The sequence below is a fragment of the Streptomyces sp. NRRL F-5755 genome (assembly GCF_001279365.1).
GTDB classification, from domain to species: domain Bacteria; phylum Actinomycetota; class Actinomycetes; order Streptomycetales; family Streptomycetaceae; genus Streptomyces; species Streptomyces rimosus.
In genome coordinates this window covers 27,271-52,393 of sequence record NZ_LGCW01000047.1, presented here as the reverse complement: position 1 = coordinate 52,393, position 25,123 = coordinate 27,271, and the positions used below count along the sequence as shown (strand labels likewise).

The following is a 25,123-nucleotide window of genomic DNA, read 5'->3' as shown; positions in this document are numbered from 1 at the left end:
CAGGGCGCCGTATCCGCGGGACACTGTGTCCGCGCGACGGTGCCGTGCCCGGCGGGTTCGTCGCGTTGTGCCCGTTACGTATCCGTTATGTGTCGAAAGTGTGGTTCGGGTAGCGTCGTACTCATGAAGATCGCAACCCGGCGCTCCCCGGTCTCCCGAGCGGCGCTCCTCCAGCGCTCGCAGGCCGGCCCGGCGCTCTTCCTGGCGGCCGCCCTCCTGGCGGTACTCACGGCCGTGGCTCCCGGCGCGCGGGCCGCCGGCGGGCTGGACGAGGCGGCGGCGGCCCTGAAGAAGGGGCCGGTGTACGTGGACCCGCGGGCCTCCGGCGAACTGTCGGCCACCGACGCGGGAGCCCTGGCCCAGAAGATCAAGGACTCCGGGAAGCCGGTCTTCGTCGCGGTGCTGCCCAAGGCCGCCGAATACCAGCCCGCCACGCTCCTGAAGGACCTGCGCACCAAGACCGGCATCAGCGGCGTCTACGCCGTCGAACTGGGCGACCGGTTCAACGCCGCCGCCGACAGGCGGGTGATGTCGCGCGATTCCGTACGCAACCTCGTCGGCGCGACCCAGCGCTCCGACTACGGCAGCACCAAGGAGCGCCTGAACAGCTTCGTGGACACCGCCACGCAGCAGGCGTCCGGCCACGAGCCCGCTTCCTGGGGCGGCGACGGCGACGGCGTGAGCACCGGCGCGCTCGTCGGCCTGGGCGCGCTGGTGGTCATCGGCGGCGGTGGCGCGTTCGCGCTGGCCCGCCGCAGCAAGAAGAAGCGCGCCGAGGAGGAGCGGGCCGCGCTGGAGCAGCTGCGCGTCGTGGTGGACGAGGACATCACCGCCTTCGGCGAGGAGCTGGACCGCCTCGACTTCCACCCCGGCGAGCCCGGCGCCGACGACGCGATGCGCGCCGACTACACCCACGCGCTGGACGCGTACGAGAACGCCAAGTCGGCGATGGGCCGCGCCGAGCGCCCCGGCGACGTCGAGCAGGTGACCAAGGCCCTGGAGGACGGCCGGTTCGCGCTGGCCACCCTGGCCGCGCGGCGCAAGGGCGAGCCCCTGCCCGAACGCCGGGTGCCGTGCTTCTTCGACCCGCGGCACGGCCCGTCCGTAGCCGATGTGGAGTGGGCGCCGGACGGCGCGGCGCCGCGCACGGTCCCGGTCTGCGCCGCCGACCGGACGCGCCTGGAGGAGGGCCAGGAGCCGATGGCCCGCACGGTGCAGACCGAGCACGGGCAGCGCCCGTACTGGGACGCCGGACCGGCCTACGGCCCCTGGGCGGGCGGCTACTTCGGCGGCGGCATGCTGCCGGGCCTGCTCGTGGGCACCATGCTGGGCAGCGTCCTGATGGGCCCGTCCGCCTACGCCTCCGACTTCGGCGGCGGCCCGTCCGGGGCGGAGGGCGGTGACGTCTCCGGCTCGGACTTCAACCCGGACGACTTCTCCGGCGGCTTCGGCGGCGGCGACTTCGGCGGTGGTGGCGGCTTCGGCGACAGCGGCGGAGGGTTCGGCGGCGGGGACTGGTGACCGTGCCGGCGCGGCCTCAGGTCACCGGCTGACGGGGTCCTGCCGTACCCGCTTCGCGCCCAGGAACCGCGCGTACCGGGCCCGCTCCGCGAAGTCCGCGTACGACCACACGGCGGGCCGCCCGGCCTCCTTGCACAGGTGCAGCACCTGGCCGGGCCCCAAGTGCACGCCGACGTGCGCCCCGTACCCGGCGGGCCGCCCCGGCACCTCCCCGGCGTCGAAGAGCACCAGGTCCAGCGGGCCCGGCGGCGCGGCCCGCTCGGTCGCCGCGGTGTCCGCCCACAGCTCGGCGGACCGCAGCGGCGGCACCGTGCGCCCGAAGTGGCGCAGCACGGCGTAGGCGTAGAGCTGGCAGTTCGCCCCGGCCGTCACGTCGTACGGGTGGCGGCCCGGCAGCGGGGCCGCGCCGGGGTACCGGGCGCCGGCGTACGGCACGTCCCGGAGGGCGGCGGGCAGGCGGGACAAGGGGTCGGGGGACGGGCCCGACGTAGGGGCGCAGGGCATCCGCCCATGATGGCGCGAGCCCGCCGGGCAGGGGTGGCGGGGCTTCCGTTTCTTACATGCTGTTTAATTGCCTGCGCTTTGCAACAACGGACGATCTTCAGCAGGGAGTGGGCATGACGGCCCGGTCGATACGGTCAGCGGCCGCCGCCGCACTGGCGGGAGCCATGGTGTTCGGGGCGGCGGCCTGTTCCACGCCGTCCGACGGCAAGAGCGGTGCGGCCGGCGCCCAGGACTCCGCCGTGGTCGGCATCGCCTACGAGCCGGAGTCGCTGAGCCCGCTGCTGGGCTACGGCAAGGACGGCAACTCCAAGATCTTCGACGGGCTGCTCACCCACGACGCGTACATGAAGCTCAAGCCCGCGCTGGCCGCGAAGCTGCCCGAGGTCTCCGACGACGGCAGGACGTACACCTACACCCTGCGCGACGGTGTGACCTTCAGCGACGGCAAGCCCTTCACCGCCGACGACGTGGTCTTCACCTACGAGACCATCCTCGACGAGAAGACCAACAACGCCTCCAAGGCCGAGCTGGACGCCCTGGAGAAGGTCGAGAAGAAGGACGCCCGCACCGTCGTCTTCCACCTGAAGTACGCCTACGCGCCGTTCGCCGAGCGCACCGTCCTGCCCATCGCCCCGCGGCACATCGCCGGCAAGCAGGACGTGAACACCGGGTCCTTCACCACGCACCCGGTCGGCACCGGCCCGTACATCCTCACCAACTGGTCCAAGGGCGAGAAGCTCACCTTCAAGGCCAACCCGCACTACTGGGGCGGCGCGCCCAAGGTGAAGAACTTCACCATGGCGATCATCAAGGACGACGACGTGCGCGCCACCCGGCTGCGCTCCGGCGACCTCGACGGCGCCATCCTGCCGCCCAACCTCGCCGCGACCTTCAAGACCGCCAAGGGCATGGAGAGCCTGTCGGCCAAGACGTTCGACTACCGCAACGTCACCCTGCCGACCGCCAACGAGGTCACCGGGGACAAGGCGGTCCGCCAGGCCCTGGACATCGCCGTGGACCGCAAGGCCATGGTGGACGGCATCCTCGACGGCGCCGGCAAGCCCGCCTACGGGCCGGTGCCGACCGACAGCCCCTGGTTCGCCAAGGGCACCGAACGCACCCACGACCTGAAGAAGGCCGGGCAGATCCTCGACGACGCCGGCTGGAAGAAGGGCGAGGGCGGCATCCGGGAGAAGGACGGCAAGCCCGCCTCCTTCAAGCTCTGGTACCTCGCCGGCGACAAGCTCCGCCAGGAGCACGCGCTCGCCTTCGCCTCCGACGCCAAGAAGGCCGGCATCGAGGTCAAGGTCGAGTCCGGCCCGTGGGAGGCGATCCAGCCGAACATGAAGACCGACGCGGTCCTCGCGGGCGGCGGCAGCCCCGCCGACCCGGACTTCGACCAGTACCTGCTGCTGCACTCCTCGCTGGCCGGCGACGGCTTCAACAACATGTCGCGCTACGACAACCTCAAGGTCGACAAGGCGCTGGTGGACGCCCGCCGCACCGACGACAAGGCCGCGCGCAAGGCCGGGTACGACACCATCCAGCGCGAACTCGTCGAGGACCCCGCCTACATCTTCCTCACCCACATCGACCACCTGTACGTGGTCAAGGACCGCTGGAAGGACCTCACCACCCAGGTCGAGCCGCACGACCACGGCCTGGCCTCCGGCCCGTGGTGGAACGTAGAGGACTGGCAGCCCGCCAAGTGAGCCGCCTCGCACAGCTGCCCTGGGGGCCGATGGCGCGGATGACGGGCCGGCGGGCGCTGCTCGCCGTGCCGGTCCTCCTCGCCGTCACCCTCGGCGTGTTCGCCGTCGCCGCCGCCGCGCCCTTCGACCCCGTCAAGGCGTACGCGGGCACCGCGGGCCTGACCGCCTCCCAGGAGAACCTGGACCAGATCCGGCACAACCTCGGCGTCGACCAGCCGCTGCTCGGCCGCTGGTGGCACTGGCTGACCGGCGCGCTCACCGGCGACCTGGGCGACTCGGCGACGCTGCGCGCCCCCGTCTCGCAAGTGATCGGCGAGCGCATCGGCTGGTCGGTGCTGCTGTGCGCCCTGGCGTTCGTCGTCGCGATCACCGTGGGCACGCTGCTCGGCGTGCTCGCGGCCCGGCGGCGCGGCTCGCTGCTCGACCGCGCCGTCACCTCCGCCGCGTACACCCTGGAGGCCGCTCCGCCGTTCTGGCTCGGGCTGCTGGCCGTCTGGCTGTTCGCGCTCAAGCTGGGCGTCCTGCCGGCCGGCGGGCTCACCGACACCGGCAGCGAGGTCGCCACGGCCGGCCAGATCGCGCGCCATGTGATCCTCCCGGCCCTGGTCCTCGCCGTCTCGCAGCTCCCGTGGTTCGTGCTCTACGTACGCCAGGGAGTCGGCGACGCGCTGGAGGAGGACCCGGTACGGGGCGCGCGGGCCCGCGGCCTGAGCGAACGCACCGTCCTGCTCCAGCACGCCCTGCGCTCCGGCCTGCTGCCGGTCCTCACCCTGATCGGCTCCCGGGTACCGGAACTGATCACCGGCGCGCTGCTGGTGGAGACCGTCTTCAGCTGGCCGGGCATCGCCGCCGCCACCGTCGGGGCGGCGACGAGCGTGGACTTCCCGCTGCTGGCGGCGCTCACGGTGCTCGCCACCGCCGCCGTGCTGGTCGGCAACCTGCTCTCCGACCTGTTGTACGGACTCGCCGATCCGAGGGTGGGTTTCGATGGCTGACACCGTGAAGACGACCCGGGAGACGGCCGGAACGCCCGCCGCCACCCACTGGCACCGGCGGACCGCCCGGCGCGGCGGGCGCGGCACCCGCACCCTGCGCGTACGCACCTCCGCCGCCCTGGTGGCGGCCATCGTCCTGGCCGTCGTCGCCGTGCCCCTGCTGTTCCCCCTGGACGGACAGGCCGTCGACCTCGCCGCCAAGCTCCGGGCGCCCTCCCCCGCCCACCCCTTCGGCACCGACGAGGTGGGCCGCGACCTGCTGCTCCGCTGCGTCTACGGCCTGCGCGTCTCCCTGCTCGTCGGCGTGGTCGCGGCGCTCGCCGCCACCGTCATCGGCACCGCGGTCGGCGCGCTGGCCGGGGCGCTCGGCGGCTGGGCGGACCGCGGCGTGATGCGCGTCGTGGACCTCTTCTCCTCCGTGCCCCACCTGCTGCTCGGCATCTTCATCGTGGCGATGTTCCGGCCCGGTGTCTGGCCCGTGATCATCTCGGTGGCGCTGACCCACTGGCTCTCGACCGCCCGGATCGTACGGGCCGAGGTGCTCTCCCTGCGGTCGCGCCCGTACGTCGACGCGGCTGTCTCCGGGGGCGCCTCACGGTGGCGGGTGACCGTACGCCACCTGCTGCCCGGCGTCCTGCCGCAGGCCGGGCTCGCCGCCGTCCTGATGGTGCCGCACGCCATCTGGCACGAGTCCGCGCTCTCCTTCCTGGGGCTCGGACTGCCCGCCCACGAGGCGAGCCTCGGCAACATGGTCAACAGCGCGCGCAGTTCGCTGCTCGCGGGCGACTGGTGGCCGACCCTCTTCCCGGGCCTGTTCATCATCGTCCCCACGCTCGCCATCGCGGGCCTGGCCGGTGCCTGGCGCGAACGCATCAACCCGCGCCGCCGATCGGAGCTGATGCTGTGACCCCGCCGCCCACCGCCCCCTCGTCGCCCGTCCTGTCCGTCCGCGACCTGTCCGTACGGTTCCGGATGCGCGGCGGGCGGCACGTCGCCGCCGTCACCGATGCCTCCTTCGACCTCACGCCCGGCCACTGCCTGGCCCTCGTCGGCGAGAGCGGCTGCGGCAAGTCCGTCCTGGCCTCCGCCCTGCTCGGGCTCTTCCCGGGCAACGCGGAGACCGCCGGCACCGCGCACCTGGACGGCGTGGAACTGCTCACCGCCTCCGAACGCGAGCTGTCCCGCTCGGTACGCGGCCGCCGCATCGGCCTGGTGCCGCAGAGCCCGGCCGCCCACCTCACCCCCGTACGCACGGTGCGGGCACAGCTCGAAGAGACCGTCCGGGAGCTGACCGACACCCCGAAGCACGCCCTGCGGGACGCCGCGGAGCAGGCCGCGGCGCGCGCCGCCTTCCCCACCGGGCACCTCGACCGCTACCCGCATGAACTCTCCGGCGGTCTGGCCCAGCGCGCCGCGACCGCGCTGGCGTTGGTCGGCGACGCCCCGCTGCTGCTCGCCGACGAGCCGACGACCGGCCTCGACCGCGACCTCGTGGACCGTACGGTCGACGAACTGCGCCGCCACATCGACGCGCCCGGGGACGCGGAGAACGGCACCGGACGGGCGCTCCTCATGATCACCCACGATCTGGCCGCGGCCGAGCGGATCGCCGACCGGGTGGCCGTCATGTACGCCGGCCGGATCGTCGAACTCGCCGACGCGGCCGACTTCTTCGGCACCCCCGGACCTCGCCACCCGTACGCACGCGGCCTGCTCGACGCCCTCCCGGACCGCGCCTTCACCCCGATCCCCGGCATGCCGCCGGAGCTGGGCGCCCTCCCGCCCGGCTGCGCCTTCGCCGCCCGCTGCGACCGGCGTACGGACGTGTGCACGGCCACCGTGCCCGCGCTCACCGACGGCACCGCCTGCCACCACCCGCTGAAGACACCGGCGGCCGCCGCGCCCGGGGGAGCAGCCCGTGCTTGAACTCCGCTCGATCACCGCGGGCTACGACCGCGACCGCCCCGTGGTCCGCGACGTGTCCCTGAGCATCGCGCCCGGTGAGGCCGTCGGCCTGCTCGGCCCCAGCGGCTGCGGCAAATCGACGCTGGCCCGGGTGGCGGCGCTGCTGCACCGCCCGGACGCCGGCACCGTCGTCCTCGACGGCGAGCCCGCCACCGGCTACCGGCACCGCGCCTCGCGCGCCCAGCGCACCGCGTACGGCGTCGTCTTCCAGCAGCCCCGGCTGTCCGCCGACCCCCGCCTCCGCCTCGCCGACCTGATCACCGAACCCCTGCGCGCCACCGGCCGCCGCACCGAAGCCCCCGCCCGCCTCGCCGAACTGGCCCCCGCCGTCGGCCTCTCCACCGACCTGCTGACCCGCCGCCCCCACGAGGTCAGCGACGGCCAGCTGCAACGCGCCTGCCTGGCCCGCGCCCTGATCCTCCGCCCCCGCTGGCTCATCTGCGACGAGATGACCGCCATGCTCGACGCGTCGACCACGGCGGCCCTCGTGGCGGTGGTCGAGGACTACCGCCGCGCGTCGGGCGCCGGACTGCTGGCGGTGGGGCACGACCGGGTGCTGCTGGAGCGGTGGTGCGGGCGGACGGTGGGGTGGGACGAGCTGGACCGCGGGTGATCGCGGTGCGGGCGGACCTCAGCCCTTGACAGCCTCCGCGATCCGCGCGGCGGCCTGCTCGGGCGTGAGGTGCGTGGTGTCGACGACCTCGGCCTCGGCGTGCAGCCACGTGCGGGCCGCCTCGGCGTAGGGCTCAAGGTACTGGAGGCGGAACGGGGAGGGGCCCAGGACCGTGTCCCCCTCGATGCGCCCGCGGAGGGTGTCCTGGTCGGCGTGGAGGACGAAGTGCCGCACCGGAACGGCATGTTCGGCGAGGCCCGTGCTGATCTCCCGCCAGTACTCCTCGACCAGCACCGTCATGGGCATCACCAGAGTGCCGCCGGTGTAGTCGAGCACGCGGCGGGCGGTCTCGACCACCAGCGGCCGCCACGGTGGCCAGTGCTGGAAATTGCCCGTCCAGGGCAGCCCCGGCGTGATGTCCATCAGTGTCTCGCCGACCTTCTCGGCGTCGAACACCCGTGAATCCGGGATCAGCTGCTGCACGAGTGCGCTGGTCGTCGTCTTGCCCGCGCCATGGGTGCCGTTGAGCCATACGATCATGGGCCCGACGCTAGCGGCGGGCCGGCTGCGGGGCTGTGCCGAACGTGTCACAGAACGGGCACGGCGGAAAGCCGGTACGGCTTCGGCCCGTTGTCAGTGCCCCCTGCGATAGTCGGGTCAGTGGTGCCGTACGTGCTGTCCGTCCCGCCCGTCCCGCCTGAGAAGGAGCAGCTGATGTCCGTCCGCAGAGTCGTGCCCGACATTCATTCGCAGGACATGGAGGGGAGCCGGGAGTTCTACGGGCTGCTCGGGTTCGAGGAGGTGATGAATCTGGGGTGGGTGATGACGATGGCGTCGCCGGAGAATCCCACCGCGCAGGTCATCCTCATGACCGAGGACCGCGGGGCGCCCGACACCCCGCCGGACATGAGCGTCGAGGTGGAGGACGTGGACGCGGTGTACGCGGCGGTGCTGGCCAGTGGGGCGCCCATCGTGCGGGAGTTGCGGGACGAGGACTGGGGGGTGCGGCGGTTCTTCGTGCGGGATCCGAACGGGAAGGTGGTGAATGTGGTGAGTCATCGCTGAGGGGGCCGGGCGACAGGTCTACGCCGAGCCGTAGCGTGCCTGGATCTGCCGGCGTACGGGCTTGCCCGTGCCGGTGCGGGGGAGTTCCGGCGCGATCACGGCGGAGCGGGGGATCTTGTACGCGGCCAGGCGGCTCGTGAGGGAGGCGAGGACCGCTTCCGGGTCGAGGGTCACGCCCGGGGCCGCGACCAGGACCGCGCGGCCGACCTCGCCCCACTCCGCGTCGGGCACGGGGATCACGGCGCAGTCGGCGACGTCCGGGTGGGCCAGCAGGGCGTGCTCGACCTCGGCCGGGTAGACGTTCTCGCCGCCCGAGATGATCACCTCTTTGAGGCGGTCCACGACGGTCAGCCCGCCGTGTGCGTCCACGCGCGCGACATCACCCGTGCGGAGCCAGCCGTCCGCGAGCGCGGCCTCGGTCTGCTGGGGCCGGTTCCAGTAGCCGGTCATGACGTTCGGGCCGCGTACGAGGAGTTCGCCGGTCCGGCCGGTGGCGGCGGTGTCCGGCCCGGCGGGACCGGCCGGGCCGGGGTCCGCGACGCGCACATCGGTGAAGAAGTGCGGCACCCCGGCGCGTGCCGCTCCCGCGTGCGCCGGTCCGGCGTCGGCGTGCCCGTGGTGCGTCAGCAGGACGCCGGGCGCCGCCTCCGTCAGGCCGTACCCCTGACGGAGCGTGAGCCCCCGCTGCTCGTAGGCGGCCGTCAGGGCTTCGGGTACGGGCGCGCCGCCGCAGACCAGGGTGCGCAGGGACGACAGGTCGGCGTGCGGCCAGCGCGGGTGGGCGGCGATCCGCCGGAACATGGTGGGGACGCCGAACAGGGACGTGACGCGGTGCCGCTCGACCGCATCGAGCGCCGCGCCCGCGTCGAAGGACTCCATCAGGACGCACGTACCGCCCTTCAGCAGCACCGGCAGGGCCTGCATGCCCAGCGCCGCTGCGTGGTAGAGCGGCGCCGCGACCAGGGCGACCTCGTCGGCCGTCAGGTCCTCGTCGATCAGGACGTTGACGGCGTTCCACGTGAGGTTGGCGTGGCTGAGCACGGCGCCCTTGGGCCGTCCGGTGGTGCCGGAGGTGTAGAGGATGAGGCAGGGGTCGTCGGCCGCCACCGTCGCGGCCGGTTCGTCCCGTGCCTCCGCACCCCGTGTCGTGCCGATCCGTTCGCCCGGTGCCTCGCCGTCCCGTACGGCCGCGTCGTCCACGTCCATCACCGCCACCCCCGCAACGCCCGCCTCCTCGGCACGATCCCCGGACCGCAGCAGGACCCGGGCCCCGCAGTCCGCCAGCTGCCAGGCCAGTTCCGGTGGGGCGAGCCGTACGTTCAACGGGACGAACACCGCGCCCATCAGGCCGGCGGCGAACAGGGACGCCAGGAAGGCGGGCCGGTTGGGGCCGAAGAAGCCCACCCGGTCGCCCTGGCGTACGCCGTGCTCCCGCAGGGCGCGGGCGATGCGGGCCGCGTGGTCGTACAAGCCGGCGTAGCTGACCGGGGCGCCGTCGTGGACGAGCGCCGTGCGGTGCGGGGTGCGCCGGGCCCGCCGTGCGGCCCAGGCGCCGATGCCTTCGTCGTCCATGTGCGGTTCGCTCCGTCCGCCTCGGCTGCTGGTGGGGGCCTCACCCGTGCGGCTGAGGTGCGTAGTGATGACTTATCACCGATGGTAATTTAATAGTGACGCTAAGTGTTCGACGAGTGGGGAGGCCGCGGTGACCGCAGGGCCCGGTACGGCACTTCTGATGGACGCGCGGGTCCGCCACAGCCCCGAGGCCGAGCGCATCGACACCCGGGGCGAACCCCCGGTGTGGCGCGCGGAGCTGCCCGACGGCTCCACCGCCTGGGTCGCGTCCGGGTACGACGCCGCGCGCCAGGTGCTGACGGACTCCGGCTTTGCGAAACCGGCCGTACGGGGCGGCGAGCGCTGGACGGACTATCTGGCCTTCACCGGCAAGGAGGTCACCGACAGCATCGTCCGCAGCATGCTCAACACCGACGGCGACCTCCACCGGCAGCTGCGCGAACTGGGCGCGTCGGCGTTCACGCCCGAGCGGGTGCGGGACACCGCCGACCGCGCGGAAACGCTCGCCGAGACCCTGCTCGACGAGATCGCAGGCCGAGGCCGCGCCGACCTCGTCCATGACTTCGCCCACCCCTTCGCCGTCCGGGCCATCACCGAACACCTCGGCTATCCGCCCGATTTCGTCCGGCGCGCCCTGGAGCTGCGGCGCTGGGGCCCGTCCCCGCTGTTCGATCCCCCCGGCTCCCCGGACCGCGTGCGCTACGCCGCCGACCGTACGGCCATGAGCGAGCTGCTGCACGACCTGGTGGCCTTCCGGCGCGACAGCCCCGGGCCCGACGCCGTCAGCGGGATGATCGCGCACGCCGACGCCGCGGGCCTGGACGAAGGGCAGCTGACCTCCACCCTCTTCCTGCTGCTCGTCTCCGCCTACGAACCGGTCGCCGACTTCCTCACGTCGAGCCTGTACTCCCTCTGGCACCGCCCCGACCTGCTCGCCGACCCCGCCCGGGTGGCCGGTGGACTCGGCGAACTGCTGCGCTACACCTCCCCGCTGGCCGCCACCATGCCGCGCTTCGCCACCCGCCCGATGGAGCTGTACGGCGCCGGGCTGGCGCCGGGGGACGCGGTGATCGTGCATCTCGCCCTCGCCAACCGCGACCCGCGCCGCTTCACCGCACCCAACCGCCTCGACCTCGACCGGGACCTCGGCCAGGACCTGGTCTTCGCGCACGGCCCGCACTTCTGCCTCGGCAGCCAGTTCGCGGTCCGGCTGTGCCGTACGGCCCTCGGCGCCGTGCTGCGCCGCCTGCCCGGTCTCGCCGCCGCCCGGCCGCTCGACACGCTGCCCTGGCAGCGCGGTTCCACGGGCGGCATCACCCATCTGCACGTCACCGCGGGCCTGACGGAGCTGCCCGTCACCTTCCAGCCCCGGCACGCGGTGGTCTCCTGATGGCCCGCGTCACCGGCCTGTCGGTCCTCACCGCGTACGGCCGCGGCCCGGACGCGCTCTGGAAGGGCCTGACCTCCGCGACCCCCGCCACCACACAGGTCACCCGTTTCGACACCGCACGGCACAACGCCCATCATGCCGCCACCGTCCCCGGCACCCCCGATCTGTTCACGGAGCTGGCCCATCTCATCGGCGAGTCCTGCGACCAGGCGGAGCTGTCCCCGGCCGACCGGGCCGCCACCCCCCTCGTCCTCGCCCTGCACGCCGGCCCCGACACGGCGGCGCTGGCCGTCGAGCTGGCGGGTGCCTGCGGTCTGCGCGAGGCGCTCACCGTCCACACCGCCGCCTGCGCGGCCTCCAACACGGCCGTCGCGGAGGCGTCCCACCTCATCGCGGCGACCGCCGAGCGGCGGGCCGTCGTGGCCGGCGCCAGCTTCGTCGACGCGAGCATGTTCGCCGCCTTCGACAGCGCCGGCATCATCGCCCCGAGCGGCGTCTGCCGCCCCTTCAGCGCGGGCCGCGACGGCCCGGTGCTCGGCGACGGCGCCGCCGCCGTGGTCCTCGAACACTCCGGCACCGCACCGCCGTGGGCCGACGTCCGCGGCTGGGGCAACGCCGCCGAGGCCCACCACGTCTGCCGTCCGCACCCCGAGGGCCGGGGCCCCGCCGCGGCCGTCGCCACCGCGCTGCGCCGCGCCGGGCTCACCGGCGACCGGATCGGTTACGTGAACGCCCACGCCACCGCCACCCCCGCCTTCGACGCGGGCGAGGCCGCCGCCATCGTCAGCGCGCTGGCCCCGTACGGCGTACGGACCCCGGTCAGCTCCACCAAGGCCCTGCACGGGCACTGCCTGGAAGCCTCCGGCCTGGTCGAACTGGCCGTCTGCGCCCTCGCCTTCCGCCACGGCGAGCTGCCCGTCAACGCCAACCACCTCGGCCCGGACGACGACTGCCCCCTGGACCTCGTGCTCGGCCCGGGCCGCGCCCCGCAGTCCCGCTACGCCCTCAGCCTCAACAGCGGCTTCGGCGGCGTCTGCACGGCCCTCCTCCTGGCGATGCCGTGACCGAAGTCCACCCCGTGCCGCACGACATCACGCGTGCGGGCAGAGCCCCATGAGGACGCCATGGAACTGACCATTGAGACCCGTGCCCAGTGGCCGCCCCCGGACGACCCGGCGGCCCGCCTGCCGGAGGTGCCGCGCTTCGAGACCTCCGCCTTCGCGCCGCTGCTGGTGGCCGTCGGCGAGCGCTGCCTCACCGACCGGTACGGCACGCCCCCGCTGCCCCTGGACATCGGCCCGCGCACCGCGCTCGTCCTCGCGTCCACCCGCGGCGACATGGTCACCCAGACCGCCATCGACGACGCGGTGGCCGGGCGGCGCCAGGTGCCCAAACCGCTGCTGTTCCAGAACGTGCCCTCCACGGCGCTCGGCCATCTCAGCGCCGTATGGGGCCTGACCGGCCCGCTCGTCGCCACGCTCGCCATCGGCGACCCGCTCGCCGCGGCCCGTGGCACCACGGCCCGCCTCCTCGCGACGGGCGACGCCGACCAGGTCCTGGCCATCGCCGCCGATCCGGGCGACGGTCCGGGAGCGCCCGGCACGGCCTGGGCCCACCTGTTCACGACCGGCAATACCTGAGCCCCACCGCAGCCGCACCGTCACCGGCTGCCCGCACCGAACCTCCCCCCAAGGAAGACGATGCCCTCGACCCTCCGGCCCCCCACCGCCGATCTGAAGTTCCCCTCGCTCCTCACCCCCGAGGCGCTCGAAACCGCCGCCGGGCCCGTCACCGTACGGCTCGACGACGACTCCCGTAAGGCCGTCGCGCGCTGCCACGACTATCTGCACACCTGTATGGAAAAGGGCCGCGAGATCTACGGCACCACCACCGGCTTCGGGCCCCTCGTCGTCTTCGCGGGCCAGGACGAGGGCGCGGACCAGTGCGAGAACGTGCTCAGCCACCTCGAAGTCGGCCAGGGCCCGGACCTGGACCCGCCGGTGGCCCGCGCCACGCTGCTCACCCGCCTGTGGAGCCTGGCCCGTGGCCACTCCGGCGTGGCCCCCACCGCCGTGGACGCCCTGGTGGACATGCTCGGCACGTCCTTCGCGCCGGTCATGCCCGAGTACGGCTCGGTCGGCGCCAGCGGCGACCTCGCACCCCTGGCCCATGCCATCCGCTCCCTCCAGGGGCGTGGCGACGCCTATCTCGGCGCCATGCGCATGCCCGCCGCCGAAGCCCTCGCCGCGGCCGGGCTGCGGCCGCTGGAACTGTCCGGGCGGGACGCCCTCGGCCTGGTCAACGGCACCTCCGTCACCGCGGCGGGCGCCGGCCTCGCGCTCGCCGCGCTGCACCGCTCGGTCGCCGCGGGGACCGCGCTGACCGCCCTGCTCGCCGGTGTCCTCGGCTGCCGCCCCGACTTCACCGCCCCCGAGATCTTCGAGGCGCTGGGCCACGACGACACCGCGTACCGCGCCGCCGACCTGCGCGAACGGCTCACCGGCCATGAGCCGAGCGGCACCCGCGCCCTCCAGGAGCCGTACACCCTGCGCTGCGCGCCGCACATCCTCGGGGCGGCGGAGAGCAGTCTGCGCCACGCCCGCCAGGTCGTCACCGACGACCTCAATGGCATCAGCGACAACCCGCTCTTCTTCCCGGAGCGCGATGTCGTCGCCCACGGCGGCAACTTCTTCGGACAGCAGGTGGCCTTCGCCGCCGACCTGATGTCCATCACCGCCGCCCAGCTGGCCAACCTCGCCGAACGCCAGCTGGACCTGCTGATCGACACCCGGCGCAACGGCGGCCTCAACCCCATGCTCGCCGAGGACCCCGGCCGCGACCACGGCGTGCAGGGCGTCCAGCTCGCCGCGACCTCCCTGGTCGTCGCGATGCGCCGGGCCGCCACGCCCGCCGCCATGCAGAGCGTGCCCACCAACTGGCACAACCAGGACATCGTCCCGTTCGGCATCCAGGCCGCGTTCACCGCGCTCCGGCAGGCCCGGACGCTGCGCCTGCTGCACGGTTCGCTCGCCGTGGCCCTGTTCCAGGCCGTACGCGTCGGCGCCCGCCGCCCCACCGCCGCCTCCTGCACCCGTCTCCTGGACGCCCTCGAACCGACCGTGGCGCGGGACCGGCCGTGGGCGGTGTCCGTGCGCGAAGCCGCCGACGTGCTCGACCGCGCCTGCTGACCGCCGCTCTCAGGGCCGCGGCACCACCATCACCTCGGTGCCCCGCGCCCGTACGGCCCGCACCTCCGCCGCCGGCAGCCCGTCGTCCACCACCAGCAGGTCGAAGTCGGTCAGCGGCGCCAGTGCGTACAGCCCGCCCTTGGTGAACTTGGTGTGGTCGGCGACCAGCACCCGCCGCCCGGCGCTCTCCATCATCGCCCGCTTGACCTGCACGGTCTCCGGCGAGGTGTGGTAGCAGCGGCCGTTGGTGACGGCGGTGGTGGACAGGAACAGCACATCGGCGCGGAACTCCCGTACCGCGTCCGCCGTGTGCGGGCCCATGAACGCGTCGTACGCCGGGAAGTAGGCGCCGCCCAGGGTGATCAGGGAGATGCCGGGCTCCTTGGCGAGGGTGGTGACGGCCGGCAGCGAGTTGGTGATGACGGTCAGCGGCGTGTGCTCGGCGAACCGGTGCGCCAGCAGCAGACAGGTGGTGCTGTCGTCGAGCAGGACGGTCTGGCCGGGCACCAGCAGCGTGGCCGCAGCGCGCGCGAGAGCCTGTTTGACCGGCGCCATGACGGCCATCCGGTCGGCCACGCTCCCGTGGAACTGCGCCGACGGCAGCCCCGTCGCCCCGCCGCGCACCTTGCGCAGCCAGCCCTGCGCCTGGAGGGCGTCCAGGTCGCGGTGGGCCGTCATCAGGCTGATCCCGAACTCCTCGGCGAGGTCGGCAGTGCGCACGAACCCGCGGGCGATGACCGCCTCGCGCAGGCGCCGCCGCCGTTCGTCCTGGGCTTCGAGCCGGTCCATGGTGCCCCTTCCGGTGCCGTACGGGTGCGTGCGGCGGGTGGCGCGCACCCGTACGCCGTGTGAATTCGCCGCGTTATGTTCGCATGGATTTAACGTGGCGGTCGCGCCGGAAGCGGTCCCCACCGGCGGTTCCGTCGCGACGCAACATGGCAGGCGACCGGCCCGATGCGAAGATTTCCGGCCACCATTGACCATGGTTTCGGCCGGACTGTTGCATCGGCTGCGTCCGCTCCGCAGGCCCCCTGCCACCGCCTGCCGCCGCAGAAAGGGGAGATTCGATGAAGAACCCTCTCCCGCGTTCACCGATCACACGGGCGATCACCCGCCTGGGCATCCCGCCGACCCTCGCCTGGGGCTACCTGGGCCTGCTCCTGTTCATGATCGGGGACGGGGTCGAGTCCGGCTATCTCTCGCCGTACCTGATCGACCGGGGCATCCCCGAGCCCCGGGTGGCGCTGCTGTTCACTGTCTACGGCGTCGCGGCCGGCGTGGCCGCCTGGCTCTCCGGCGTCCTGTCCGAACTGTGGGGCCCGCGCCGCGTCATGTGGACCGGCCTCGCCGTCTGGGCCGCCTTCCAGGCCGTCTTCCTCGCCGCGGCCGTCCCGCTGGGCAGCTACCCGCTGATGATGCTGGGCTACGGCCTGCGCGGCCTGGGATACCCGCTGTTCGCGTACGGCTTCCTCGTCTGGATCGCCGGGGTCGCGCCGCGGGCCCGGCTCGGCACCGCCATGGGCTGGTTCTGGTTCGCCTTCACCGGCGGCCTGCCCACCCTCGGCTCGCTGGTCGCCAGCGGCCTCATCCCGCACATCGGCGCGTACGCCACACTGTGGGCCGCCCTGGTCCTGGTCGCCGCGGGCGGCCTGATCGCCCTGCTGCTGGTGCGGGACGACCGCGGCGGCAAACGGCCACGCGGCGAGGGCGACGGCCCGCTGACCACCCTGATCGGCAGCGTCACCATCCTGTGGCGCAACCCCCGGGTCGGCACCGGCGCCCTCGTGCGGACCATCAACACCGCTTCGCAGTTCGGCTTCTTCGTCATCATGCCGGTGCACTTCACCCGCACCGTCGGCTTCGGCCTCACCCAGTGGCTGCACCTGCTCAGCGCCATGTTCGCCACCAACATCGTCGCCAACCTGCTGTGCGGCCTGATCGGCGACCGGATCGGCTGGCGCCGCACCATCGCCTGGTTCGGCGGCGCCGGCTGCACGGTCAGCACGCTGCTGCTGTTCTACGTGCCGCAGGCGGCGGGCGCGAACTTCCCCCTGGCCCTGATGGTGGCCGCCTTCTACGGCGCTACGCTGGCAGGATACGTCCCGATATCGGCCCTGATGCCCTCTCTGGAGCCCCGGCACAAGGGCCAGGCGCTGGCGGCGCTCAACCTGGGCGCGGGCGCCAGCACCTTCGTCGGACCGGCCGTCGTCGCGGCCTTCGCCGGGCCGCTCGGCGTCGAAGGGGTGGTCTGGATCTTCGCGGGGATGTACGCGGTCAGTACCGCGCTCACCGTCTTCCTGAAGCTGCCGGACGAGCCGGGCACGGCACCGGCGCGCGCCGCCGCCACCGCGCCGTCCGCCTCGGCAGCGGCGTGAAAGGACGTACCCGATGTCCGTACTGACCATCGATGTCGGCACCACGATGATCAAGTCCGTGGTCTTCGACGACCGCGGCCGGGAGATCGCCGTCTCCCGCCTGGCCACCGAAGTGCTGCGCCCCCGCCCGGGCCGGGCCGAACAGGACATGGACGCCGTATGGAACGCCGTCGTCTTCACCGTCCGCAACGCGCTGTCCGAACTCGCCGCCCGCCCCGGCCCCGCCGACCCGGTGTGGCTGGTCTCCTTCACCGCCCAGGGCGACGGCGCCTGGCTGGTGGACGACCGCGGCCGCCCCACCGGACCCGCGATCCTGTGGTCCGACGGCCGTGCGGGCGACCTCCTCGGCCAGTGGCAGCAGGACGGTGTCCTGGAGGCGGCCTTCCGCCGCAACGGCTCGCTGACCTGCGCCGGCATGCCCAACGCCATCTTCGCGTGGCTGGCCCGGCACGACCCGGACCGGCTCGCCCGCTCCCGCTCCGCGCTCACCGCCGCCGGCTGGCTCTTCCTGCGGCTCACCGGTGTCACCGCCATCGACGAATCGGACGCCTCGGCGCCCTTCCTCGACCACGCCACCGGCGCGTACGACCCGTACCTCCTCGATCTCTTCGGCCTGACCGGCTACGAACGGCTGCTGCCGAAGGTGCTGGGCGAGCACGAGCGGATCGCCGAGATCACCTCCGAGGCGGCCGGACAGCTCGGGCTGCCCGCCGGGCTGCCGGTCGTGATGGCCCCGTACGACATCGCCGCCACGGCGCGCGGTGTCGGTGTGGTCAACCCCGGCCAGGCGTGCAGCATCCTCGGCACCACGCTCTGCACGGAGATCGTCCGGACGGCCGTGGACACCACCGGCGAACCGTCCGGCATCAACATCGCCTACCGCGGCCGGGAACGGGTCCTGCGCGCCTTCCCGACCCTCAACGGCGCCGAGGTGCTCGGCTGGGCCGCGCGCACCCTGCACCTGTCCGGGCCGCCGGAACTGGCCCGGCTGGCCTTCGCGTCGGAGCCGGGCGCGCGCGGGCTGATGTTCCTGCCGTACCTCTCCCCGGCGGGCGAGCGGGCGCCGTTCCTCGACGCGCACGCGCGCGGCGGGTTCTGGGGCCTGTCCCTGGAACACACCCGCGCCGACATGGCCCGCGCGGTCTTCGACGGCCTCTCGCTGGTGCTGCGCGACTCGCTCGTCGCCTCCCGCACGGAGGTCACCGAGCTGCGGCTGTGCGGCGGCGGCGCCAACAGCGACGCGTGGTGCGCGCTCATCGCCGACGCCACGGGCGTGCCGACCGCCCGCTCCGGCGACACCGAACTGGGCGCCAAGGGCGCCTTCCTCACCGGCCTGGTGCTCTGCGGCGCCGAGTCCAGCATGCACAGCGCCGCCTCCAAGTACGTACGGATGCGCTCGAGTTGGGACCCCGACCCGGAGCGCACCGCCCAGTACGCGGAGCTGTACGAGGACTTCCTGCACTGGCGTGCCCTCGCCCGCGAGGCAGGCTGGCGCCCCAGGACCGGCAGCACCGCAGCAGCCACCGACCGGCCCCCGGCCCTGTCGCCACAGACAGTCGCACCACCCGAAACCCCCGCCCTAGGAGTCCCGCACCGTGTCTGACGCCCTGACCGCCGACGCCGTCTGGCTCGGTCTCGACCTCGGTACGCAGAGCGCCCGCTGCGTCGCCGTGGACGGGACCGGGCAGCTGCTCGCCGCCGCCTCCCGGCCGCTGACCAGCCACCGCGACGGCAGACAGCACGGGCAGCGGCCCGAGGAGTGGTGGAGCGCACTGTCGGCCGCCTGCCGCGAAGCCCTCGACGGCATCGACCCGTCCCGGGTGCGCGGCCTCGCCCTCGACGCCACCTCCGGCACGATCCTCCTCGCCGCCGACGATGGGACCCCGCTCACGCCGGGCCTCATGTACGACGACGGCCGCGCCGCCGAAGAGGCCGCGGCCGTCAACGAGGCCGGGGGAGCGGTGTGGCAGGAGCTCGGCTACCGCAGCATGCAGCCCTCGTGGGCCCTGCCGAAACTGCTGTGGCTGCTGCGCCGGGACCCCGGCCTCGGCGAGCGGGCCCGGCTGTTGCACCAGCCCGACCTCATCACCTGGCGGCTGATCGGCCGTCAGGTCCCGTCCGACGCCAGCCATGCCCTCAAGACCGGCTACCACCTCGTCGACGAGCGCTGGCCGTCCGCCGAACTGGCCAGGATCGGCGTGCCCGAGCGCGTCCTGCCGCAGGTCGTACGGCCCGGCACCGTCCTCGGCACGGTCTGCGCCGCCGCGGCCGAAGCCACCGGCATCCCCCAGGGCGCAGCCGTCGTCGCCGGAATGACCGACGGCTGCGCCGCCCAGATCGGCGCCGGCGCCCTCACACCCGGCGCCTGGAACTCGGTCCTGGGCACCACGCTCGTCCTCAAGGGCGTCAGCCCGCACCTGATCCGCGACCCGCACGGCGTCGTCTACTGCCACCGCGGACCGGACGGCACCTGGCTGCCCGGCGGCGCCTCCAGCTCCGGCGCAGGCGTCCTGGCACGGCGCTTCACCCCGGAGAACGGCGACGACCTCGACGCGCTCACCGCACAGGCCGTACGGGAAGGCGCCGACTGGGACGCGGTCACCTACCCGCTCGGCTCCGCGGGCGGCGAACGCTTCCCCTTCCGCGCCCCCGACGCCGAGCCGTTCACCCTCGGCGACACCCCCACCCGCGCCCAGGAATTCCACGCCCTCCTGCTCGGCGTCGCCTGCGTCGAACGCCTCTGCTTCGACTACCTCGACCACCTCGGCGCCCCCGTCGACGGGCCCCTCACCTTCACCGGCGGCGGCGCCCGCAACGCCTACTGGTCGCAGCTGCGCGCCGATCTGCTCGGCCGCCCCGCCCACCTGCCCGAACAGGCCGAAGGCGCCCTCGGCATGGCCGTCCTCGCCGCCACCTCCGGCGGCGTCCCCCTCCAGGAGGCCGCCGGCGCCATGGTCCGCACCGGCACCCCGCTCACCCCCGACCCGGCGCGCACCGCCCGGCTGCGCCCCGCCTATCTCCGCTTCGTCGACGAACTGACCCGCCGTGGCCGGCTCGCCCGGGCCGTGGCCGACCACGCCCGCAGGAGGGCCGCACAGTGACCGACTTCATCCTCGTACGCCACGGCGAGACCGAGTGGCACGCCGAGAACCGCTACGCCGGGCTCACCGACGTGGCGCTGACCGGCCGCGGTGAGGAGCAGGCGGCGGCCCTCGCCGACTGGGCCGCCACCGCCCGCCTGGACGCCGTCTGGTGCTCCCCGCTGTCCCGCGCCCGCCGCACCGCCGAGCCCGCCGCCGCGGCCTGCGGCCTGACCCCGCACGTCGACGCCCGCCTCTACGAGGTGGACTTCGGCCGCGGCGAGGGCCTGACCAGGGCCGAGATGCGCCGCCGCTTCCCCGAGGAGCTGGAGGCGTTCCTCGCCGACCCGGTCGGCCACCACCTCCCCGGCGGCGAGGACCCGCGCGCCGCCGCCGTACGCGCCGCCGACTGCCTCGCCGACATCGCGCGCGCCCACCCGGACGGCCGCGTCCTGATCGTCGCCCACTCCACCCTCGTCCGGATCCTCCTCTGCCACCTGCTGGGCATCCCGCTCGCCGACTACCGGCGCGTCTTCCCCCGGCTCCTCAACGGCGCGCTGACCGAACTGCGCGTCCGCGACGGCCAGGCGGCGCTGCTGCGCCTGAACGTTCCCGCCGTCCCCGCGCCGGTCACCGCACCGCTGCACTGACCCGCACCGCCCCCGCCCACACCCCAGGAGAAACACCCCATGAGCAGCCCCACCGTCCTCGCCGCCGGCAACCACTTCATCCTCCCGAGCCTGCTCACCGAGGCGGTCACCGAGGCCACCGGCGGCGCGGTGACCGCCGGACAGATCCGGGAGCTGCAACTGCCCTGGCCGCACACCCCGCTCGGCAAGGTCGCCGAGGTCGACGAGGCGTCCGGTACGGAGGACCAGCTCATCGAGGCGCTCCAGGGCGTCCGGATCTGCGTCACCGAACACGCCGCGCTCACCGAGCGCATCCTTGCCCACTGCCCCGACCTGGAACTGTTCTGCGTCGGCCGCGGCGGGCCGGTCAACGCCAACCTGGACGCCGCCACCCGGCACGGCGTCGCCGTCTGCTACGCCCCCGGCCGCAACGCCACCGCCACCGCCGAACACACCCTCACCCTGCTCCTCGCGGCAGCCCGCGGCGTCGGCGACACCCACACCGACCTGCGGCAGGGCGTCTGGCGCGGCGACTACTACGACTACGACAAGTGCGGCATCGAGATCGAGGGCACCACCGTCGGCCTGATCGGGTACGGGGCGATCGGCAGCCGGGTCGCCAAGGTGCTCGCCGCCATGGGCGCCCACGTCCTCGTCCACGACCCGTACGCGGCCCCCGAGGCGCTGGCCGGCATCGCCGAGCAGGTCGGCCTGGACGAGCTGCTGAACCGCTCGCGCATCGTCTCCCTGCACGCCCGCCTCACCGACGAGACCCGCGGCATGATCGGCCGGGCGCAGCTCGCCGCCATGCCGCGCGGCTCCGTCCTGGTCAACTGCGCCCGCGGCGCGCTCCTGGACTACGAGGCGGTCTGCGACGCGCTGGAATCGGGCCACCTCAGGGGCGCCGGTTTCGACGTCTTCCCCGAGGAGCCCGTCCCGGCCGCATCCCGCCTGCTGACCGCGCCCGGCGTCGTGCTCACCCCGCACATCGCGGGCGGCAGCCGCCAGGTCGCGCACAAGGCGGCCCGTATCGTCGCCGCCGAGGCCGCCCGCTTCCTGCGCGGCGAACCGCTCGCGCACTGCGCCAACCCGGCGGTGCTGGGCAACTGACCCGGATACGACGGAGGGCCGTCCCCACCAGGGGACGGCCCTCCTTTTGCGTCACTGTGCCTACCGGCGCCGCACCAGCGGGAACGGCAGCGTCTCGCGGATCGACAGACCGGTGAGGAACATGACCAGCCGGTCCACGCCGATGCCCAGACCACCGGTCGGCGGCATCGCGTACTCCAGGGCCTGGAGGAAGTCCTCGTCCAGCTCCATGGCCTCCGGGTCGCCGCCCGCCGCCAGCAGCGACTGGGCGGTCAGCCGGCGCCGCTGCTCGACCGGGTCGGTCAGCTCCGAGTAGGCGGTGCCCAGCTCCGTACCGAACGCCACCAGGTCCCAGCGCTCCGCGACCCGCGGGTCCTTGCGGTGCTGGCGGGTCAGCGGCGAGACATCGGTGGGGAAGTCCTTGTAGAAGGTGGGCAGCGTGGTCTTCTCCTCGACCAGCCGCTCGTACATCTCCAGGACGATGTCGCCGCGGCCCATCTCCGGCTTCACCGGCACCCCGGAACGCCCGCACAGACGGCGCAGCACGTCCGGGTTCGTGTCCGCGTCGACCTCCTTGCCCAGGGCCTCGGAGATCGCGCCGTACACCGTCTTGACCGGCCAGATGCCCGAGATGTCGTGCTCGACGAGCTTGCCGTTCGCGTCCGCCTTGCGGGCGGTGGCGCTGCCGAACGCGGCGACCGCCGCCCCCTGGATCAGCTCCCGCGTCAGGTCGAGCATCACGTCGTAGTCGGCGAACGCCTGGTACGCCTCCAGCATCGTGAACTCGGGGTTGTGCTTGTAGGAGATGCCCTCGTTGCGGAACGTGCGCCCCATCTCGAAGACCTTCTCCATACCGCCCACGCACAGCCGCTTCAGATACAGCTCGGGGGCGATACGCAGGTACAGATCGAGGTCGTAGGCGTTGATGTGGGTCTGGAACGGGCGCGCGTTGGCACCGCCGTGGATCTGCTGGAGCATCGGCGTCTCGACCTCCAGGTAGCCGCGCTCGATCAGACCCTGGCGCAGCGCCTGCACTGCGGTGCTGCGCGCCCGCAGGTTGTCCCGGGAGTCCGGCGAGACGACCAGGTCCACGTAGCGCTGGCGGACCTTGGCCTCCGGGTCGGACAGACCCCGCCGCTTGTCCGGCAGCGGGCGCAGGCACTTGGCCGTCAGCCGCCAGTGGGTCACGAAGACCGTCAGCTCGCCGCGGTCGCTCGCGCCGACCTCGCCCTCGGCCTCGATGTGGTCGCCCAGGTCGATGTCCGAGCCGAACCGCGCCAGCTCGTCCGCGCCGGTGCCCTCGCGGGTCAGCGCCACCTGGAGGTCGCCCGACCAGTCGCGCAGCACGGCGAACAGCACACCGCCGTGGTCACGGGTGAGCAGCACCCGGCCGGCGATCCGCACCACCTTGCCCGTACGCGTACCGGACTCCAGGTCCGGGTGCTCGTCGCGGACGTCGCCGAGCGTGTGGGTGCGCTGCACACCGACCGGGTACGGGTCGACGCCCTCCTCGCGCAGCCGCTCCAGCTTGCGGTGCCGCACACGCACCTGCTCCGGCAGGGCCGCCAGCTCCCGCTGACGCAGCTCCTCCTCGGTCGCCGGGGGCTGCTCGACCAGGCCCAGCTCGTCCAGCGACGGCAGGTGGGCGGTGGTGGCCGGGGTCAGCACCCGCTTCTTGTGGCCCTTGCCCCACAGCTTGCCCAGGCTCGGCACGGCCACGAAGCCCTCGGCGATACCGGAGGCCATGCCGATACGGGCCAGGGCGCCGGTGTCCGCGTAGCACAGGAAACGCGGGTACCACTCGGGGGCGTACTTCGCGTTGGAGCGGTACAGCGCTTCGAGCTGCCACCACTTGGAGAAGAACAGCAGCAGCTTGCGCCAGACCTTCAGGATCGGCCCCGCGCCGATGCGCGCGCCCTCCTCGAAGGCGGACCGGAAGACCGCGAAGTTCAGCGAGATACGGCGCACGCCGAGCGCGCCCGCGTGCGCGCACAGCTGCGCGACCATGTACTCCATCACGCCGTTCGGGGCGCTGCGGTCCCGGCGCATCACGTCCAGCGAGATGCCGTCCTTGCCCCACGGCACGAACGACAGCAGCGCCATCATGTTGCCGTCGCCGTCGAACGCCTCGGCCAGCAGGCAGTCGCCGTCCTCGGGGTCGCCGAGCCGGTCCAGCGCCATCGAGAAGCCGCGCTCGGTCTCGGTGTCGCGCCACGCGTCGGCCCGGTGGATGACCTCCTGCATCTCCGCGTCGGACAGCTCGGAGTGGCGGCGCACCCGGAAGGTGGCGCCGGTGCGCTCGACACGGTTGACCGCCTGGCGGGTCACCCGCATCTCGCGGCCGTCCAGGTCGAAGTCCTTGACGTGCAGGATCGCCTCGTCACCGAGCTGCAGCGCGCTCAGGCCGCTGCGCGCGAACGCCTTCGCGCCGTCCTCGCTGGCGCCCATGACGGCCGGCTGCCAGCCGTAGCGCCCGGCGACCTTGAGCCACTCCTCGATGGCCGGGCCCCACGCCTCGCGGTCACCGACCGGGTCACCGCTGGCCAGGCAGACGCCGGCCTCCACGCGGTAGGTCACGGCGGCCTTGCCGCTGGGGGAGAAGACCACGGCCTTGTCGCGGCGGGTGGCGAAGTAGCCGAGCGAGTCCCGGCCGCCGTAGCGGGCCAGCAGCGCCCGGATACGGGTCTCCTCGTCACCGTGCAGCGCGGCCTCCATGCGCTGCGACCGGAAGAGCGTCAGGGCCGCGTTCAGCAGCGACAGCGCGCCGAACAGACCGAGCAGGAAGATGATCCAGTGCGGCGGGTGGCCGTGGAACTGGTGGTTGCTGAGCGTACCGCCGCAGACCCGGTCGGCCGCCCACAGCAGCCGGGCGTCGGCGCCGCGCTCCAGGCTGCCCGGGAAGAGCGACACCAGGCCCCAGCCGATGAGGATCGACACCACGAGACCCGCGACCAGCACGCCCGCGGCGCGCCAGAACGCGCCGCGGCGGGTCACCGCGTAGAACTCGCGGTGCGCGACCAGCAGCAGGACCAGTGCGGCCGAGCACAGCACCAGGGAGAAGTAGTACTCGGGGAAGCCGTCGATCACGAGGATCGCGTCGGTCAGCGTCACCAGCACCATGTAGACGACGGCGAACCACAGGGCCACCCGTTTGCGCGCGGTCATGGCCGCGGCCAGCAGGAAGAGGAAGACCGCGTACGCGAGGTTCGGCTCGACGACGATGGTCAGGGTGTCCAGCCATTCGGTGACCGGTTTCAGGCCGCGCCGCAGCGGCCCGATCAGCGCCGTGACGGCGCAGTACAGCCCCAGAAGGCTGTAGAAGATGGCGAAGCCGTTGGGCACGCGGCGACTGAAGCGCGCCCACGCCGTTATTTGGTCCTGGTCCTGCACGGTGCTCATTCCGTCACATTAGGCTCTGTAGGGGG

General features: G+C 73.5%; 21 protein-coding genes. 16 read left to right on the top strand and 5 right to left on the bottom strand.

Features of this window, described 5'->3' with window-relative positions:
• Window positions 1-123 precede the first annotated feature (123 nt).
• Complete coding sequence (locus ADK86_RS07945) at window positions 124-1,521, top strand: hypothetical protein (RefSeq protein WP_107088435.1); 1,398 nt, start codon at window positions 124-126, stop codon at window positions 1,519-1,521.
• A gap of 21 nt (window positions 1,522-1,542) precedes the next feature.
• Here the strand turns inward: ADK86_RS07945 and ADK86_RS07940 are convergent, their stop codons facing one another.
• Entirely contained in the window at window positions 1,543-2,025 is a 483-nt protein-coding gene (locus ADK86_RS07940; RefSeq protein WP_053695949.1) for a hypothetical protein, read from the bottom strand.
• Between the two features lie 113 nt (window positions 2,026-2,138).
• On the opposite strand from ADK86_RS07940, the gene ADK86_RS07935 reads away from it, so the two are divergent.
• The 5 genes from ADK86_RS07935 (at window position 2,139) to ADK86_RS07915 (ending at window position 7,310) form a co-directional block, all read left to right on the top strand.
• A complete protein-coding gene (locus tag ADK86_RS07935) occupies window positions 2,139-3,737 on the top strand; it encodes an ABC transporter substrate-binding protein (protein WP_053695948.1) in 1,599 nt (532 codons plus the stop codon).
• Window positions 3,738-3,766: 29 nt separating this feature from the next.
• Complete coding sequence (locus ADK86_RS07930; protein ID WP_053695986.1) at window positions 3,767-4,732, top strand: ABC transporter permease; 966 nt, start codon at window positions 3,767-3,769, stop codon at window positions 4,730-4,732.
• A complete protein-coding gene (locus ADK86_RS07925) occupies window positions 4,725-5,639 on the top strand; it encodes an ABC transporter permease (RefSeq protein ID WP_053695947.1) in 915 nt (304 codons plus the stop codon). The genes ADK86_RS07930 and ADK86_RS07925 overlap by 8 nt, the downstream gene beginning before the upstream one ends.
• Before the next feature lie 65 nt (window positions 5,640-5,704).
• The gene (locus ADK86_RS07920; RefSeq protein WP_053695985.1) at window positions 5,705-6,658 is read left to right on the top strand and encodes an ABC transporter ATP-binding protein; all 954 of its coding nucleotides are present in this window, start codon (window positions 5,705-5,707) and stop codon (window positions 6,656-6,658) included.
• Window positions 6,651-7,310, top strand: a complete 660-nt coding sequence (locus ADK86_RS07915) for an ABC transporter ATP-binding protein (protein ID WP_053695946.1) — start codon at window positions 6,651-6,653, stop codon at window positions 7,308-7,310. The genes ADK86_RS07920 and ADK86_RS07915 overlap by 8 nt, the downstream gene beginning before the upstream one ends.
• 18 nt (window positions 7,311-7,328) lie before the next feature.
• On the opposite strand, the gene ADK86_RS07910 is transcribed toward ADK86_RS07915, so the two are convergent.
• Window positions 7,329-7,850: an ATP-binding protein gene (locus ADK86_RS07910; protein WP_053695945.1), complete on the bottom strand. Its 522-nt coding sequence runs from the start codon at window positions 7,848-7,850 to the stop codon at window positions 7,329-7,331.
• A gap of 174 nt (window positions 7,851-8,024) precedes the next feature.
• Here ADK86_RS07910 and ADK86_RS07905 point away from each other — a divergent pair, with 174 nt between their 5' ends.
• Window positions 8,025-8,375: a VOC family protein gene (locus tag ADK86_RS07905; RefSeq protein ID WP_030370198.1), complete on the top strand. Its 351-nt coding sequence runs from the start codon at window positions 8,025-8,027 to the stop codon at window positions 8,373-8,375.
• A gap of 18 nt (window positions 8,376-8,393) precedes the next feature.
• Here the strand turns inward: ADK86_RS07905 and ADK86_RS07900 are convergent, their stop codons facing one another.
• On the bottom strand, window positions 8,394-9,947 hold the full coding sequence (locus tag ADK86_RS07900; protein WP_053695944.1) for an acyl-CoA synthetase: 1,554 nt from the start codon (window positions 9,945-9,947) through the stop codon (window positions 8,394-8,396).
• Window positions 9,948-10,077: 130 nt separating this feature from the next.
• Between ADK86_RS07900 and ADK86_RS07895 the strand changes: the two genes are divergently transcribed.
• From ADK86_RS07895 to ADK86_RS07880, 4 genes are read left to right on the top strand one after another with little or no spacing between them, the layout of a single operon-like run.
• Window positions 10,078-11,337, top strand: a complete 1,260-nt coding sequence (locus ADK86_RS07895; protein ID WP_159393810.1) for a cytochrome P450 — start codon at window positions 10,078-10,080, stop codon at window positions 11,335-11,337.
• Window positions 11,337-12,401: a beta-ketoacyl-[acyl-carrier-protein] synthase family protein gene (locus ADK86_RS07890; protein ID WP_053695942.1), complete on the top strand. Its 1,065-nt coding sequence runs from the start codon at window positions 11,337-11,339 to the stop codon at window positions 12,399-12,401. Before ADK86_RS07895 ends, ADK86_RS07890 begins: the two co-directional genes overlap by 1 nt.
• A gap of 60 nt (window positions 12,402-12,461) precedes the next feature.
• Window positions 12,462-12,977 carry a hypothetical protein gene (locus ADK86_RS07885; RefSeq protein ID WP_053695941.1) on the top strand — a complete coding sequence of 172 codons (516 nt, stop codon included), beginning with the start codon at window positions 12,462-12,464 and terminating at the stop codon, window positions 12,975-12,977.
• A gap of 60 nt (window positions 12,978-13,037) precedes the next feature.
• The gene (locus ADK86_RS07880) at window positions 13,038-14,525 is read left to right on the top strand and encodes an aromatic amino acid ammonia-lyase (RefSeq protein WP_053695940.1); all 1,488 of its coding nucleotides are present in this window, start codon (window positions 13,038-13,040) and stop codon (window positions 14,523-14,525) included.
• 9 nt (window positions 14,526-14,534) lie between these two features.
• Here ADK86_RS07880 and ADK86_RS07875 read toward each other — a convergent pair whose 3' ends face one another.
• Window positions 14,535-15,314 (bottom strand): DeoR/GlpR family DNA-binding transcription regulator, encoded by a 780-nt coding sequence (locus tag ADK86_RS07875; protein WP_053695939.1) that lies wholly within the window; start codon window positions 15,312-15,314, stop codon window positions 14,535-14,537.
• A 278-nt stretch (window positions 15,315-15,592) separates the two neighbouring features.
• Here ADK86_RS07875 and ADK86_RS07870 point away from each other — a divergent pair, with 278 nt between their 5' ends.
• From ADK86_RS07870 to ADK86_RS07850, 5 genes are read left to right on the top strand one after another with little or no spacing between them, the layout of a single operon-like run.
• Entirely contained in the window at window positions 15,593-16,900 is a 1,308-nt protein-coding gene (locus tag ADK86_RS07870; protein ID WP_053695938.1) for an MFS transporter, read from the top strand.
• A 13-nt stretch (window positions 16,901-16,913) separates the two neighbouring features.
• Window positions 16,914-18,503 carry an FGGY-family carbohydrate kinase gene (locus ADK86_RS07865; RefSeq protein ID WP_053695937.1) on the top strand — a complete coding sequence of 530 codons (1,590 nt, stop codon included), beginning with the start codon at window positions 16,914-16,916 and terminating at the stop codon, window positions 18,501-18,503.
• Window positions 18,496-20,001, top strand: coding sequence for an FGGY-family carbohydrate kinase (locus ADK86_RS07860; protein ID WP_053695936.1), 1,506 nt, complete (start codon window positions 18,496-18,498; stop codon window positions 19,999-20,001). Before ADK86_RS07865 ends, ADK86_RS07860 begins: the two co-directional genes overlap by 8 nt.
• Window positions 19,998-20,630 (top strand): histidine phosphatase family protein, encoded by a 633-nt coding sequence (locus ADK86_RS07855; RefSeq protein WP_053695935.1) that lies wholly within the window; start codon window positions 19,998-20,000, stop codon window positions 20,628-20,630. Before ADK86_RS07860 ends, ADK86_RS07855 begins: the two co-directional genes overlap by 4 nt.
• Before the next feature lie 39 nt (window positions 20,631-20,669).
• Window positions 20,670-21,719: a 2-hydroxyacid dehydrogenase gene (locus ADK86_RS07850; protein WP_053695934.1), complete on the top strand. Its 1,050-nt coding sequence runs from the start codon at window positions 20,670-20,672 to the stop codon at window positions 21,717-21,719.
• A 60-nt stretch (window positions 21,720-21,779) separates the two neighbouring features.
• Here ADK86_RS07850 and lysX read toward each other — a convergent pair whose 3' ends face one another.
• Complete coding sequence (lysX, locus tag ADK86_RS07845; protein WP_053695933.1) at window positions 21,780-25,097, bottom strand: bifunctional lysylphosphatidylglycerol synthetase/lysine--tRNA ligase LysX; 3,318 nt, start codon at window positions 25,095-25,097, stop codon at window positions 21,780-21,782.
• Window positions 25,098-25,123: the final 26 nt, after the last annotated feature.

What these genes read in the sequence shown, in the direction of transcription:
- ADK86_RS07945 (WP_107088435.1), top strand. Translation starts at nt 124, where the DNA reads ATGAAGATCGCAACCCGGCGCTCCCCGGTCTCCCGAGCGGCGCTCCTC.
- ADK86_RS07940 (WP_053695949.1), bottom strand. Translation starts at nt 2,025, where the DNA reads ATGCCCTGCGCCCCTACGTCGGGCCCGTCCCCCGACCCCTTGTCCCGC.
- ADK86_RS07935 (WP_053695948.1), top strand. Translation starts at nt 2,139, where the DNA reads ATGACGGCCCGGTCGATACGGTCAGCGGCCGCCGCCGCACTGGCGGGA.
- ADK86_RS07930 (WP_053695986.1), top strand. Translation starts at nt 3,767, where the DNA reads ATGGCGCGGATGACGGGCCGGCGGGCGCTGCTCGCCGTGCCGGTCCTC.
- ADK86_RS07925 (WP_053695947.1), top strand. Translation starts at nt 4,725, where the DNA reads ATGGCTGACACCGTGAAGACGACCCGGGAGACGGCCGGAACGCCCGCC.
- ADK86_RS07920 (WP_053695985.1), top strand. Translation starts at nt 5,705, where the DNA reads ATGCGCGGCGGGCGGCACGTCGCCGCCGTCACCGATGCCTCCTTCGAC.
- ADK86_RS07910 (WP_053695945.1), bottom strand. Translation starts at nt 7,850, where the DNA reads ATGATCGTATGGCTCAACGGCACCCATGGCGCGGGCAAGACGACGACC.
- ADK86_RS07905 (WP_030370198.1), top strand. Translation starts at nt 8,025, where the DNA reads ATGTCCGTCCGCAGAGTCGTGCCCGACATTCATTCGCAGGACATGGAG.
- ADK86_RS07900 (WP_053695944.1), bottom strand. Translation starts at nt 9,947, where the DNA reads ATGGACGACGAAGGCATCGGCGCCTGGGCCGCACGGCGGGCCCGGCGC.
- ADK86_RS07890 (WP_053695942.1), top strand. Translation starts at nt 11,337, where the DNA reads ATGGCCCGCGTCACCGGCCTGTCGGTCCTCACCGCGTACGGCCGCGGC.
- ADK86_RS07885 (WP_053695941.1), top strand. Translation starts at nt 12,462, where the DNA reads ATGGAACTGACCATTGAGACCCGTGCCCAGTGGCCGCCCCCGGACGAC.
- ADK86_RS07880 (WP_053695940.1), top strand. Translation starts at nt 13,038, where the DNA reads ATGCCCTCGACCCTCCGGCCCCCCACCGCCGATCTGAAGTTCCCCTCG.
- ADK86_RS07875 (WP_053695939.1), bottom strand. Translation starts at nt 15,314, where the DNA reads ATGGACCGGCTCGAAGCCCAGGACGAACGGCGGCGGCGCCTGCGCGAG.
- ADK86_RS07870 (WP_053695938.1), top strand. Translation starts at nt 15,593, where the DNA reads ATGAAGAACCCTCTCCCGCGTTCACCGATCACACGGGCGATCACCCGC.
- ADK86_RS07865 (WP_053695937.1), top strand. Translation starts at nt 16,914, where the DNA reads ATGTCCGTACTGACCATCGATGTCGGCACCACGATGATCAAGTCCGTG.
- ADK86_RS07850 (WP_053695934.1), top strand. Translation starts at nt 20,670, where the DNA reads ATGAGCAGCCCCACCGTCCTCGCCGCCGGCAACCACTTCATCCTCCCG.
- lysX (WP_053695933.1), bottom strand. Translation starts at nt 25,097, where the DNA reads ATGAGCACCGTGCAGGACCAGGACCAAATAACGGCGTGGGCGCGCTTC.